Below are 13333 nucleotides of genomic sequence, written 5' to 3'. Positions count from 1 at the left end.
TGGCCGGATTCCCGCATTGCCCCCGTTGTAGTGGGCATCAGCAGATACAGGGGATCCTCGATGAAACGCGTCTTCACCGGCCTCAGCGCCCTCCTCCTGGCCGTGTTCCTGACGTCCTGCGCGACGTCGTCCGGCAGCGAGAGCGCTCCGCCCGCCACCAGCACGTTGGCCACCGATGCCTACCACATCGGCGTCGACGACATCGTGCAGGTCTCGGTGTGGCGCAACCCCGAACTGGGCATCACGGTGCCCGTGCGTCCGGACGGCATGATCTCCGTGCCGCTGGTGGGCGACGTCGCAGCCGGCGGTCGCACCCCGGCCGAAGTGGCGAAGGATATCCAGGAGCGCCTGGCCACCTACGTGCGCGATCCCCAGGTGGCGGTGATCCTCACCGACCTGCGCAGCCATGAATACCTCTCGCGTGTTCGCGTCACCGGCGCCGTCCGCCAGCCCGTCTCGCTGCCTTACCGTCCCGGCATGACCGTGCTGGACGCGGTGCTGGCCGCCGGCGGCATCACCGAGTTCGCCGCCGCCGATCGTTCCGACCTGCATCGCAAGACGCCCGAAGAAACCCGCACCTACGCCGTGCGCCTGGACCGCATCCTCAACCGGGGCGACCTGAGCACCAACTACACCGTGTCGCCCGGCGACGTCATCACGGTCCCCGAGCGTACTTTCTGATGAGCCAGAGCAACCTTCCCGCACGGCGCGGCTATTCCGCGCCGGCTGCGCCGTCCACTGCGCTCTCTCCCAACGACCTGGCGCCCATCCTGATCCGCGAGGCGCGCCGTCATCGGGTCGCGCTGGTCGGCATCTTCGCCGCCGTCGCACTGCTGACGCTGGTCGTGGGCTTGCTGGTGCTGCCGAAGAACTACACCGCGTCCACCACGATCCTGGCGCAGGAGAGCGACATCATCCAGCCGCTGCTGGAAGGCCGCGCCGTGGCCACCGAAGTCGTCGACCGCGCGGGCATCGCCCGCCAGGTGATCTATAGCCGCAAGGTGCTGGAAGACGCGATGAAGACCGGTGGCTGGCTGGAAGACAAGCCCAGCGCCATCGAGCAGGACCGCCTGATGGAGCAGATCAAGGGCCGCATCGCGATCACCAGCCCGCGTCCGAACCTGATCCAGATCACCTACCGCGACAGCGACGCCAAGCGCACCTACGATGTCACCGAGCACCTCGGCGAGATGTTCATCAAGGAAAGCCTGGCAGCGAAGGAACGCGAGAGCCGCGAGGCCTACGAATTCATCGACAAGCAGGTACAGGACTACCACGCCAAGCTGCTTGAGGCGGAAGAGCGCCTGCGGTCCTACCGCTCGGCCAACACCGATGCGCAGCCCGGCAGCGCCACCGACGCCAACACCCGTATCAGCGCGTTGCGCACCACGGTCGAGCAGACCCGCATGTCGCTGCTGGAACAGCGTTCGCGCGAGGGCGCGATCGCTTCGCAGCTCTCGGGCGAATCCGCAGTGACCGCCGTGCAGACGCGCGAGAGCCTGTATCGCGGCCAGTTGCTCGAGCTGCAGGGCCAGCTGGACCGGCTGCTGCTCAACTACACCGAGCAGCACCCCGACGTGGTCCGCGTGCGCCACCAGATGGCCGACCTTCAGCAGGCGATGACCAACGAACAGAATCGCCGCGCGGCCGCACCGCAGGGCGCCAGCCCGTTCGACGAAGCGCAGATGAACCCGCTCTACCAGGAGCTGCGCAGCCAGCAGGCGCAGACCCGGCGTGAAGTGGCGGCCACCGCCTCGCGCATGGCGATCGCGGAATCGATGCTGGGCGACGAACTCAATCGCAGCCGCCGCATTGCCGACTCGGAGAGCGCGCTCGCCGAGCTGACCCGCGACTACGAAGTCAACCGCGACATCTACCAGGACCTGCTGCGTCGTCGCGAGAATGCGCGCGTTTCCATGCAACTCGATCGCGAGGAGCGCGGCCTGACCCTGCGCGTGCAGGACCCGGCCACCATGCCGCTGCGTCCGACCGGCCTGCGCTTCATGCATTTCGCCATTGGCGGCCTGCTGATGGCGGTGGGCATTCCGCTGGGCCTGCTGTTCCTGCGCGCTCGGTTCGATCCGCGTATCCGTTCGGCGCAGCAGTTGCAGCGGATGACCGACCGACCGCTGCTGACCGTCGTGCCGACCTACCACTCGCCGCGTGATCGCCGGCAGGAACTCAGCCGCAACGCGATGAGCGTCGGCATCCTGGCGCTCGTCATCCTCGCGTACGGGCTGGCGTTCGGCCTCAAGCAGCTTGCTGCTGCCTGAGGCCCAGCCATGAACCCACACGCCACCATGGAAAAGCCCGTGACCCCGGACAACGAACGACTGCACGGCGTGCCCCACCGCGCCGAACCCTCCCGCTCGCTGGCCCTCATGGACGAGCCGAAGGCGCTGACGCCGCGCGAGCTCGAAGATCGTCGCGTCATCCACCGCAACGACTCGGTCCGCGAACAGGCCGATGCGTTCCGCGAACTGCGCACGCGCCTGCTGACGCTGGGCGGCGAGCGCAATTTCGTCACCCTGGTGGCGCCGGTTTCGCACGGCTGCGGCGGCAGTTTCGTCGCCCGCAATCTGGCGGCCGCCTTCGCGTTCGACGACACCAAGAGCTCGCTGCTGATCGATTGCGACGCGCTGCACCCCACCCAGCACACCGCGCTGCACGTCGATGCCGGTCATGGCGGCCTGATCGACTACCTCGAGGATTCAGACGCCGATCTGGCGCGGATCCTCTACCGTACCGGCGTGCCTCGCCTGCGTCTGATCCCCAGCGGTCGCCAGCGCGAGATGACGGGCGAGGCGTTCAGCTCATTCCGCATGCGCGCGATGGTCGACTCGCTGCGCAGCCGCTATCCCGACCGCTACCTGGTGCTGGACAGCCCCTCGGTGCTGGGGTCCCCCGATGCGCGCATCCTGTCCGAACTGGCCGACCTGGTAGTGCTGGTCGCCGGCTATGGCAAGGTCACGCCGGACAAGCTGGAAAAGGCCATCGGCAGCTTCCCCGCCGACAAGGTAGCCGGCGTGGTGTTCAACGAAATCCCCTGAGAACGCCAAGGAGCTTCGGCATGCGACCTTCCCGCCTCCGCATTTCCGCGCTAGCAACGTCCGTGCTGGCCGCGTTCTCCGGCCATGCCTCCGCCGCCCGCGTCGACTACACCATCGACCTGGGCATGGAGCGCAACAGCAACGTGACGATGGCGCCGTCCGATCCGATCGAGCAGCGCTACCTGCGGGGCGGCATCGGCTTCAGCATCACCGAGAGCATCTCCGCCCTCCAGCTGAGCCTGGACGGGCGCGCCGAATATAGAGACTACGAAGACGACATCTTCGCCGACACGGTCGATGGCACGCTATCGGGAAGGATGAATTGGGTCGCCATTCCCGACCGGCTCTTCGTCGTGGTCGAAGACAACCTCACGGTGCAACCCGTGGATTCGCTGGTGCCCGACGGACCCGGCAACCGCCAGCAGGTCAACGTCTTCTCGGCCGGTCCGACGATGCTCTTCAATTGGTCGCCGCAACTGCATGGCCAGGCGGAACTGCGCTATGTGAACAGCGACGCCGAAGTGACCGAGGAGTTCAATTCTCAGCGTCTCGCCGCCGCCTTGCGCACGATCCGGGAGCTCACGCCCACCAGCCGTATCTCGCTGAACCTGCAGGCGCAGCGCGTGGATTTCGACGACGACATCGTCGCCCGCGACTACAACCGCTACGACCTGTACGGCCGCTATGTCCGCGAGCTGGCGAATTTCCAGTTGGGCGCGGATCTGGGCTATTCGCGCATCGACTACCGCCAGGGCGAATCGCGCTCCGAACCGCTGTTGCGTGCCGACGCAGAATGGACGCTGTCGCCGCACAGCCAGCTGACCGCCGTGGTGTCGAGCCAGTTCTCCGACACCGCCACCGATGCGCTGGCCGGCATCCAGTCCGAATCCACCGTGCCGGTCAACGTCCTGACCGGCGACGCGGTGGTGAACGCATCCCCCTACGAGGTCCGCAGCCTGGACCTTGGCTACAGCTACACCGGCACGCGCTTGAACCTGTCGCTGACGCCGTTCGTGCAAAAGCGCGACTACGTCGATTCGGACGAGTTCGACCAGAAGACGCGTGGCTCGCGGTTCGACCTGCACTGGCTGATGCGTCGCGGGCTCTCGCTGGGCACCTACGCCACCTGGGAACGCCTGGACTACACGCAGCTCGGGCGCGAGGACAAGACGACGCGGGTCGGTGCCAGTCTGGAATACCAGTGGGTACGTCGCTGGGCGGTGCGGTTGCACGCAGAGCGCTACAAGCGCGAGAGCACCGACCTGAACCAGGACGTCGCACAGAACATCGTCTACCTGAGCGTCGCTTACTCCAACCGTTGAGGGCACCGGCATGCGCGCCTCGCCTTCCAAGCTGAAAACCCATGGCATTCCCAGCGCGATCCTGCTCGGGTTCGCCCTGGTGGCCGCCGCGATCGGCCATTGCGGCGCCGCGGATGCGCCCGAAAGCACGCCACAGTCCCCCGAGCGGGCCGTCGCGGCCCCGCCGCCGCCCACCGCAGCGCCTGCCACGGCTCCGGCCGTTGCGACCGGCGTGGACCAGTTGAAAATCGATCTGTCATCCGTCGACCGGCGATCGCCCGCCTTCGGCCGCTTCCGCAGTTGGGTCGACAGCGCCGTGTCCGGCAGTCCTGGCTATGCGTTCTCTGCCAGCGACGCCGCGTTGATGGCGTTGTCGGGCGGCGGTGACAAGTATTGCAAGCTGGCCATCCGCATGGTCGAGCAAGAAGTGAACGAGGCCGAAAGCGCCATCGCTTCGGGCGGACGTCCGGCCATCGCGGGCGACTCCTATCTCGAAGTCGGACCCCGGATCGCCGATCTGGCGATGACGCTGCATGCCTGCCGGCCCGACATCGCTCCCGCCCAGCAACAGCGCTGGTCCGCTCTCGCCGAGCAGGCGGTCTGGAACGTCTGGAACCCGGCGCGCGCGCAATGGGGCGGGCGCACCCACGCGTGGACGGGCTGGTCGATCGACAACCCGGGCAACAACTACTACTTCAGCTTCATCGAAGCCACCATGTACTGGGCGCTGGTGAGCGGCAGCCCGACCTGGATGGAAGAACTGCGGCAGCGGCGCCTGCCGCCATTGAAGGCCTACTACGCCGACCTGCCGGGCGGCGGCAGTCGCGAGGGCACCGGTTACGGCGCCGCGCAAATGCGTCTGTTCGGTCTCTACCGACTGTGGAAGGACAGCACGGGCGAAGACCTGGCCGCGGCGAACACGCATGCACGCGACAGCATCCCCTACTGGGTGCACGCCACTGTGCCCACGCTGGACCGCTTCGCGCCGATCGGCGACCAGGCGCGCAGTTCGGTGCCGGAGTTGTTCGACTACCACCGTCGGCTGGTGCTGGAAGCGCGCCAGCTGACCACGGACGCCGATGCGCTGGCGCTCTCGTCCTGGTGGTTGCGCAACATCTCGGTGCCGCGGATGAGCCAGGGGTTCAATTCGCGCTATGACCTCCTGGCCGCCGGCGAATCGAACGAGGCACCCAAGGCATTGGTCTACTACGCGGAAGGCGCCGGCCACCTGTTCGCGCGCAGCGACTGGGGTAAGGACGCGATGTGGATGTCCTTCGTCGCCGGCCCCTACAACGAAAGCCATGCCCACCAGGACCAGGGCGGTTTCACCCTGTTCGCGCGCGACTGGCTGGCCGTGACCGAAAACATCTGGACCCACAGCGGCATCCAGCAGGGCACCCCCGTGCACAACGTGGTGCGGTTCGAACGGGCAAACGCCGATGCGCAGCAATGCGCCGCGCCGCGCGGCGACACCGTCGTACACCAGTGCGAATCCACCCGCTCCCGCTCGAAGGTGACCGTCACTCCCCGTCCGGACGGCGGCGTGACGGCGCTCGCCGACCTGACCCCGGTCTACCGCGACAACCCCGCCCTGCAGTCCTGGCAACGCCGTATCGACTTCGGCGGACGCAAGCTGCTGGTTCGCGACGACTTCCGGTTGGGAGCGGGTACACGCGCCATCTTCCAGGTCAACGTACCGGAGCGCCCGGTGGTCCAGGGCAACGAAGCTGTGGCGGGCCGTTTGCGCATCCGCGTGCTGGAACCGGCCAACGCGACCCTGCGCGTGCATACCTGGAGCGACGACGATCCCCAGGAATTCCGACGGGGATGGCGGGTGGACGTAGCCGGTGGCCAGGACGGCTATACCGTCGAACTGAGCGAAAAATAGGGCCTTTCACCGTCCTGCCCGCAGCTTTCAGCGCACCGGGCACGCCATCACACTCCCGTGAACTCCCCTGCCGCTGGCTGAACCGGCGCGCATTTCTGTGACCCAGGGCGTCCGTTTTGGAAAATGCCCCACGTTATGATCCGCCCCGCCGTTGCGCGGATCGCATGTAGCGAGGGGGCGCTGCAGCGGGTAGCCACCAGCCTCAGGGCTGTCGTCTTCCAATTCTTTCGTGCGCGGTTTTCTTGCCAGGAGAACCCCCTTGTCGCGCACGCCCGTTTCCCCCCGCACCGCCCGCCGGCTCCCCGTCGCCCTGTTCCTCGGCGCCGCCGCACTTACCTCTTTGACCGCTGCCAGCGCGGCTGGCGGCCTGTTCGGCCAGCGCGCCCAGGCCCTCGCCTCCGACGCCTGGACCCGGGCCGAAGACGACTTCGCCGACCTGCGTGACGCAGGGCGCGACAACGTCATCCGCTTCTGGACCCGCACCACCTCTTCCGCCAAGGCGGCGCGCCGCGCACGCGAACGCGTTGCCGTGACCCCTTCGATCGGCAGCGGATCGCTCGGAAACCTAGGTAGCACCACCCCCTCCATCGGGACCGACTCCAGCCCCGTGCTCAGCAGCGGCGGGCGGGTCAGCTCCAACTCCTCCCGTCCGCGCGTGGTCAACCTGCCCCTGCCGGTGCCTGCCGTGGACAAGAGCTCCGCCGCCTACACCCGCTTCAAGGGGTGGGTGGATTCGGCCGTGGCCGGCAGCCGCGGTTACGGCTTCAGCGCCGCCGAGGCCGCGTTGATGTACCAGCTTTCACCCGAAGCCAAGTACTGCACCCTGGCCATCCAGATGGTCGAAGAGCAGGTCACCGCTGCCGAATCGGCGATCGCTGGGGGTGGCCGTCCCGCCGTCGCCGGCGACTCCTATCTGGAAGTCGGCCCGATGATCGCCGACGTCGCATCGACCATGACCGCCTGCGCAGGCAGCATCACCTCCAGCCAGCGCACCCGCTGGTCGGCCTATGCCGAGCAGGCCGTGTGGAATGTCTGGAACTACAACAGCGCCCAGTGGGGCGGTCGTGCCCAGCCGTGGTCGGGCTGGTCGGTGACCAATCCCGGCAACAACTACTATTACAGCTTCGTCGAAGCCACGATGTACTGGGCGCTGGCCAGCGGCAGCAGCACCTGGTTCAACTTCCTGCGCGATAACAAGCTGGCGGCGATGCAGACCTACTTCGCCCGTCTGCCCGGCGGCGGCAGCAGCGAGGGTACCGGCTACGGCACCTCGCATATGCGCCTGTTCTCGCTGTACCGCATCTGGCGCGATGCCACCGGCTACGATCTGGCCAACGCCAACAGCCATGCGTCGGACAGCATTCCGTATTGGATCCACGCCACCGTGCCGACGATGGATCGCTTCGCGCCCATCGGCGACCAGGCGCGCAGCTCCGTCCCGGACCTGTACGACTACCACCGCCGTCTCGTGCTCGAAGCGCGATCGGTCAACACCAACCCGGTGATCCAGAACCAGGCGACGTGGTGGCTGAACAACATCTCGATCGCACGCATGGGCTCGGGCTTCAACTATCGCTACGACCTGCTGCCGGCCGGCACCACCGCCACCGTGCCGACCGATCTGATCTACCACGCGCGCGGCACCGGCCACCTGTTCGCCCGCACCGGCTGGACCCGCGACGCGATGTGGGTGGCGATCGTCGCCGGCCCGTACAACGAGAGCCACGCCCACCAGGACCAGGGCTCGTTCACCCTGTTCTCCGGCGACTGGCTGGCCGTCACCGCGAACATCTGGAGCCATAGCGGCATCAACCAGGGCACGGACGTGCACAACCTCGTTCGCTTCGTTCGCAACGGCACCGTCGCGCGCCAGTGCGAATCCACGACGAAGGCGTCGACGATGACCGTCACGCCGGGCAGCGGCGGCGCGTTCACCGCGGACGCCAACCTGACGCCGTCGTTCTGCAACGCCGACGCGGTGACGAACTGGCAGCGCAACTTCAACTTCGCCAACCGTCGCCTGACCGTGCGCGATACCTTCAGCATCACCAGCGGCACCACTGCGACGTTCCAGGTGAACGTACCGGTCGCGCCCACCCTGGTGAACAGCCGAGAAGCGACGGCCGGCCGCCTGCGCGTACGCGTGATCGAGCCGGCGAACGCGACGATCAACTCCAACTTCAGCAGCGGCAAGTACGTGGAAGACGGCGCTCGTTTCCGCATCGACGTACAGGGCGGCACCACCGGTTATGTGGTGGAGCTGAGCGAGATCTGATCCTCAAAAGCCGTACAGCGTCTGCCGCCCGCGCTTGCGCAGGCGGCGACGCATGTCGAGCAAAGGTGTCGGCACGTAGCTGACCGACATCAGGCCGATCCGCTCCAGCGTCGGCCGCTCGAACAAGGCGCGCACCAGCAGCCGGCGTGCCGGCGAGGGGCAGCGTGCATGGATCAGGTGGCGCGCGAAGTCCGTGCGGATCGCGCGCAACTTCCAGCGGATATCGCGACGCGGCAACCCCAGCGATTCGCCGAGTTCGCGCGCGTTGCGTATCTCCGCCAGCGCACAGCGCTCGATTCTGCTCGTCAGGCTGCCTTCGGCCGGTGTGTAGTGGCCGACCAGTCCTTCACAGGCGCGCACGCGCCAGCCCGCGTGCGCGATACGCAGCCACAGGTTGTAGTCCTCGGCACCGATCAGTTCCGGCGCCTCGAAGAAGCCGCCCAAGCGTTCGAAGACACTCCTGCGTACGACCGTCATCGACGTGCAGATACGGTTCGCTCGCCACAGCAGATCGAAGTCCATCTCTTCCGGCAGCATCAATCGATCCAGGCGCGCGGCGCCATGCAGCAGGCCGACATCTTCATCTCCCGCGAGCGCCAACTGCGCCTGCATCTTGTGCGGCAGCCAACTGTCGTCCGCATCCAGGAACGCGATCCACGCGCCGCCCGATGCACGGACCCCGGCGTTACGCGCGGCCGCGGGACCAGCATTCTCCTGCTGCAGCAGGACCACGCGGCCGCCGTAACCGGCGACGATCCTGGCGATCTCCGTGCGGTCCGGCGATCCATCGTCCACCACGACCACTTCGCGCGCGGGCAAGGTCTGCGCCATCACGCTGTCCAGCGCATGCGCGAGCGTGGCGGAGGCATTGAAGGCGGGGATCACTACCGTGTAATCGGCGGCCGTCACGGGGGAAGACGGTGCCATGGTCAGGCGGGCCTCGACACGGGACTTCGCTTCAGCAACGCGTGCGCCATGTAGTGCAGCATGCACCACGCGGAGCGCGGCCAGTTCAGCTGCTCGGTCTCACGGTAGATGCGCCATTGCCACCCGGCCGCGCGCAACTTGTTCGCCGACACGGAGCCGCCACGCACCAGGTAGTACGCCAATGGACGCGCCTCCGGCACGCGCTCGGCGTGGCCGGCGCGGCGCACCCGGTCCAGCCAGAACACGTAGTCTTCGTGCCCCATCTTCTGGAAGGCCACCTCGCCGAGCGAGCGCACGTAGATGCCCGTGAGATTGCCGATCCGGTTGCTGTAGAGCATGCCCGCATAGTCGACGCGCTCCGGCGGCACCACCATCGTGAGCGCGCGGCCATCCTCGGCCACCCGCTGATAGGCGGTGTAGCAGACGCGGGCGCCGGTGCGGGCCATGTGCGCGAGTTGCAGCGCGAGCTTTTCCGGATCCCACCAGTCGTCGCTGTCCAGGAAGGCGACATGGGTGCCCCTTGCCGCCTGCAAGCCACGGTTGCGTGCCGCGGCGACGCCGCCATTGGCCTGGTGCACGGCCACCACGCGAGGATCGCGCTTGGCGTAGGCATCCATGATCGCGGCCGAGCTATCGCGAGAGCCATCGTTGACCAGGATCAGCTCGACCTCGCGATGACTCTGCGTCAGCACCGACTCGATCGAACGCTCCATGGTCGCTTCCGCGTTGTATACCGGCATCACCACGCTGACGAGCGGAATGCGGGTGTCCGTCGCGGGCGCCGCGGCGTTCATGCCGCCGCCTGCGCCTGTCTACCGCCGGCCCACGATGCGCGTGGCGGCGGCAGGTGGTAGTCGCGATAGTCGCCGGGATTGCCTTGCATGCCGGCTTCGGCAGCCTTCACGATGTTGTATGCCTCGCGCGCGCTGACATAGTGCAGCACGTACTTCTGGCCGTCGTTGTAGGCGGACTCCAGGTAGTCGTGCATCGCATCCACCGGCGGCCCCAGCAAGGTGTCGATATCGCCTTCCTGGGTGCCGTGGGTATGGATCTTCACGAAGACCCATTCTGGCTTGCCCTCGACATGGACACCGGCATGCACCCAGGCATCGACGCGCTCGGGTGTGGGCGGCTGGCCCTTGCGCACGTCGGCATTCTCGATGCGCGGCACCAGGCCCATGCGGCGATCCTTCCAGTTCAGGCCCAGCGGGCCCTGGATGAGCATCAGATCGCCGGTGGCCTGGCCGCCAACGCGCACCGGCACGCCGGTGTCGTGCGACTTGGGTGCATGCGCGTCGTCGGTCGCGTAGTAGATGCTGTTGATCGTGCGCGTCTGCGTGTCGCTCGGCGCCGACGGCAGCGTGAAATCGGCATAACAGCCTAAGTCGCGGAGCAGGATCAGCTCGTTGTCCAGTCCGCACCAGCGTCCATCCGGACGCGAGTTGTCCAGGCACCAGTTGCCATGGATGAAGCCGAAACGCAGCTCTCCGGTGGCGGGGTCGCGCGGTAACGCGCCATGGCGCTCGTGCAGCACGCGGCAGAACCGGGCCATGCCTTCGTTGAAGTTCGCCTCGGTGTCGTTATCGTGGTGCAGGTGCACCTCGATCTCGCCATAACCATCGCTGCACAGGGCCGACAACTTGTCGAGATACTCGGGAACGTACTCTTCTTCGGGATAGAAGAAGCTGTGCTGCGGCGGCCGCCCATCGGCGTCGCGGTAACGACCGGCCAGCGTGCGATAGTCGCGGCACCAACGATCGACGCGCTCGCGCTGCTTGGCTTCGTCGGCGCCATGCCACATCGGCTCGAAGTGGTCGACGAAGCAGAACATCACGTGCACAGGACCCGCCGACGCAGGCACGCGCGGTCGGCGAAGGTAGCTGCCAATCCAGATCTCCATGTTGCGCGAACGCAACAGCTTCCACACGGCCAATGCGGCCACCGCGAGAATCGCGACCGGAACCGCCAGCCAGACCAGGATGTTCAAGCGTCCCCCTTGCTTTTCAGCGTGCGCTCACGCCTTCGTCACCATCGAAAACGCGGCAACGGCGGCACACCGGCCATCGGGGATCAGTGGAGATGCGGTAGCGCGCGCAGTTCGAATCCTTGCGCCTTCCAGGCAGGGATCAATTGGCGCAGCAGTGCCAGCGAATGCGCGCTGTCGTCGTGCATCAGCACGATGTCCCCCGCCCGAGGCGGGTGCCGTTGGATCGTTTCGAGCAGGTCCGGGACGGGCCGCCGGCTGTAGTCCAGGCTGTCGTAGGACCAGTAGTCGATCCGATGCCTGCGGCTGGCGAGCTTCGCCAGCATGGGCAGCGTCAGCACGCCGCGCGGAGGGCGGAACGCATGCCGAACGCGGCCATCGATGCCTTGAAGCACGCGCTCGGTGCGATCGATCTCTTCGAGTTGCTGCGCGAGCGTCAACGAATCGAAGATAGGATGCGAGTAAGAGTGGTTCCCCAGCGTGTGGCCTTCGGCGGCAATCCGACGGGCCAGGTCGGAATGGCGCTCCGCCTCGCGCCCGATGAGGAAGAAGCTGGCCTTGGCATCGTGCTCGGCCAGCAGGTCCAGTAGCTGGGGCGTGAACTCCGGGTGCGGGCCATCGTCGAAGGTCAGGTACAGCGTGCGTCCGTCTTGCGCAGGGCCCGCCGTCGCCAGCCAGCCATTGGGCAGGAAGCGCAGCAGTTTGAGTCGTCGCGGACGTGGATTCATGGTGATGCGCAGGGAGGGGAAGGACGGCTCACGACAGGCGTCCCTGTACGGCCATGGTGCACGAATCGCAATCCGGCGGATCGTAGAGGCCATGGTACCGCTCCGCCATGGTCCGGAACGAGGCCTCGGCCTGCGCCCAGGCCTGGCCCGCGCGGCCCATCCTGCCCGCCTCGTCGCCTCCTCGCAGCAGCGCGATCAGCGCCGTCGCGAGGGCGGCCACGTCGGCGGCCGGCACAAGACGGCCATTGACCCCGTCGCGGACGATCTCGCGGTTGCCGCCCACATCGGTGGCCACGATCGGCAATCCGGCCGCGCATGCCTCCAGTAGCGCGATCGAATAGCCTTCGCTGGCCGACGAGAGCGCGAACACATCCATGCCCGTCAACAGACGCGGCACATCGTGGCGGTCGCCCAGGAACCGGACCGCATCCGACAGCCCCGCCTGCTCGGCCTGCGCTTCCAGCGCACCGCGCAGCGGTCCGTCGCCGACGATGGCGAGCACCGCTTCCGGCACCTGCATGCGGACCTTCGCGAACGCGCGCAGCAGCAGCGCGTGGTCCTTCACCGGCTGAAGCCGTCCGACCGTACCGATGACGCGGCTGCCCACCGGCCAACCCAACTCGGTGGCCAGCGCCTGGCGCCCCGTCGTGTCGGCGGGCTTGAAGCGCTCCAGGCGGATCCCGTTCGGCACCGACAGCAGGCCACGCCGCGGTCGAACGCCCTCGTCTGCGAAGCGCTCGCGCGCCGCTTCGCAAACAGCGACGGCGTAGTCGGTGAAACGCATGCTCAGGCGGTACAGCCATTCCTGACGCCCACTGCGCACCCGTCCGCCCATGCCGTGGCGCGTGTTGATCCGGCACTTCAAAGGCAGGCCCAACGATGCGATGACGGCGTAGTAGTGCGCCATTGCATTATGGGTGTGGAGCACGGCGTCCGGCGATTGCCGGAGCAGCGCGCGGGCGCGCCGCAGCGCATGCAGATCCATCCCGGGCCGCTTGCCGCAAGCATCCACGCGCACGCCGCTGGCGAGCAACTCCTTGGCCAGCAAGCCCAGTTTGAAGAGGCAGATCACCCGGCACTGGTGCCCTGCTTCGCGCTGGCTGGCGATCAGGTCCACCACGGTGCGCTCCAGGCCACCACGATCCAGGTTCTCGACGAAATGCACGATCTCCACGCTAGC

General features: G+C 67.2%; 11 protein-coding genes. 6 read left to right on the top strand and 5 right to left on the bottom strand.

Going from position 1 to position 13333, the window contains the following annotated elements; translation table 11 throughout:
• Positions 1–60 precede the first annotated feature (60 nt).
• The 6 genes from BM365_RS16510 to BM365_RS16485 all read left to right on the top strand — a co-directional run bounded on the left by BM365_RS16510 (position 61) and on the right by BM365_RS16485 (position 8514).
• The gene (locus BM365_RS16510; protein WP_093490551.1) at positions 61–681 is read left to right on the top strand and encodes an XrtA/PEP-CTERM system exopolysaccharide export protein; all 621 of its coding nucleotides are present in this window, start codon (positions 61–63) and stop codon (positions 679–681) included.
• Positions 681–2273 carry an XrtA system polysaccharide chain length determinant gene (locus BM365_RS16505; RefSeq protein WP_093490550.1) on the top strand — a complete coding sequence of 531 codons (1593 nt, stop codon included), beginning with the start codon at positions 681–683 and terminating at the stop codon, positions 2271–2273. The genes BM365_RS16510 and BM365_RS16505 overlap by 1 nt, the downstream gene beginning before the upstream one ends.
• Positions 2274–2282: 9 nt before the next feature.
• Complete coding sequence (locus BM365_RS16500; protein WP_093490549.1) at positions 2283–3050, top strand: P-loop NTPase family protein; 768 nt, start codon at positions 2283–2285, stop codon at positions 3048–3050.
• A 20-nt stretch (positions 3051–3070) separates the two neighbouring features.
• Positions 3071–4372: an outer membrane beta-barrel protein gene (locus BM365_RS16495; protein WP_139227450.1), complete on the top strand. Its 1302-nt coding sequence runs from the start codon at positions 3071–3073 to the stop codon at positions 4370–4372.
• Between the two features lie 10 nt (positions 4373–4382).
• The gene (locus BM365_RS16490) at positions 4383–6239 is read left to right on the top strand and encodes a heparinase II/III family protein (protein WP_093490547.1); all 1857 of its coding nucleotides are present in this window, start codon (positions 4383–4385) and stop codon (positions 6237–6239) included.
• A gap of 259 nt (positions 6240–6498) precedes the next feature.
• Complete coding sequence (locus tag BM365_RS16485) at positions 6499–8514, top strand: heparinase II/III family protein (RefSeq protein WP_139227449.1); 2016 nt, start codon at positions 6499–6501, stop codon at positions 8512–8514.
• Between the two features lie 3 nt (positions 8515–8517).
• On the opposite strand, the gene BM365_RS16480 is transcribed toward BM365_RS16485, so the two are convergent.
• The 5 genes from BM365_RS16480 to BM365_RS16460 all read right to left on the bottom strand — a co-directional run bounded on the left by BM365_RS16480 (position 8518) and on the right by BM365_RS16460 (position 13327).
• Positions 8518–9441 carry a glycosyltransferase family 2 protein gene (locus BM365_RS16480; protein ID WP_093490545.1) on the bottom strand — a complete coding sequence of 308 codons (924 nt, stop codon included), beginning with the start codon at positions 9439–9441 and terminating at the stop codon, positions 8518–8520.
• 2 nt (positions 9442–9443) lie between these two features.
• Complete coding sequence (locus BM365_RS16475) at positions 9444–10235, bottom strand: glycosyltransferase family 2 protein (RefSeq protein ID WP_093490544.1); 792 nt, start codon at positions 10233–10235, stop codon at positions 9444–9446.
• Positions 10232–11428, bottom strand: coding sequence for a hypothetical protein (locus BM365_RS16470; protein WP_233210836.1), 1197 nt, complete (start codon positions 11426–11428; stop codon positions 10232–10234). The genes BM365_RS16475 and BM365_RS16470 overlap by 4 nt, the downstream gene beginning before the upstream one ends.
• A gap of 83 nt (positions 11429–11511) precedes the next feature.
• A complete protein-coding gene (locus tag BM365_RS16465) occupies positions 11512–12153 on the bottom strand; it encodes a polysaccharide deacetylase family protein (RefSeq protein WP_175502105.1) in 642 nt (213 codons plus the stop codon).
• A 28-nt stretch (positions 12154–12181) separates the two neighbouring features.
• Positions 12182–13327: a glycosyltransferase gene (locus tag BM365_RS16460; protein ID WP_093490543.1), complete on the bottom strand. Its 1146-nt coding sequence runs from the start codon at positions 13325–13327 to the stop codon at positions 12182–12184.
• Positions 13328–13333: the final 6 nt, after the last annotated feature.

The organism is Pseudoxanthomonas sp. YR558 (assembly GCF_900116385.1).
Taxonomy (GTDB): domain Bacteria; phylum Pseudomonadota; class Gammaproteobacteria; order Xanthomonadales; family Xanthomonadaceae; genus Pseudoxanthomonas_A.
Note: the sequence above shows the minus strand (reverse complement) of the source record. Positions and strands in the feature narration are given on the sequence as shown.

What these genes read in the sequence shown, in the direction of transcription:
- BM365_RS16510 (WP_093490551.1), top strand. Translation starts at nt 61, where the DNA reads ATGAAACGCGTCTTCACCGGCCTCAGCGCCCTCCTCCTGGCCGTGTTC.
- BM365_RS16505 (WP_093490550.1), top strand. Translation starts at nt 681, where the DNA reads ATGAGCCAGAGCAACCTTCCCGCACGGCGCGGCTATTCCGCGCCGGCT.
- BM365_RS16500 (WP_093490549.1), top strand. Translation starts at nt 2,283, where the DNA reads ATGAACCCACACGCCACCATGGAAAAGCCCGTGACCCCGGACAACGAA.
- BM365_RS16495 (WP_139227450.1), top strand. Translation starts at nt 3,071, where the DNA reads ATGCGACCTTCCCGCCTCCGCATTTCCGCGCTAGCAACGTCCGTGCTG.
- BM365_RS16490 (WP_093490547.1), top strand. Translation starts at nt 4,383, where the DNA reads ATGCGCGCCTCGCCTTCCAAGCTGAAAACCCATGGCATTCCCAGCGCG.
- BM365_RS16480 (WP_093490545.1), bottom strand. Translation starts at nt 9,441, where the DNA reads ATGGCACCGTCTTCCCCCGTGACGGCCGCCGATTACACGGTAGTGATC.
- BM365_RS16475 (WP_093490544.1), bottom strand. Translation starts at nt 10,235, where the DNA reads ATGAACGCCGCGGCGCCCGCGACGGACACCCGCATTCCGCTCGTCAGC.
- BM365_RS16465 (WP_175502105.1), bottom strand. Translation starts at nt 12,153, where the DNA reads ATGAATCCACGTCCGCGACGACTCAAACTGCTGCGCTTCCTGCCCAAT.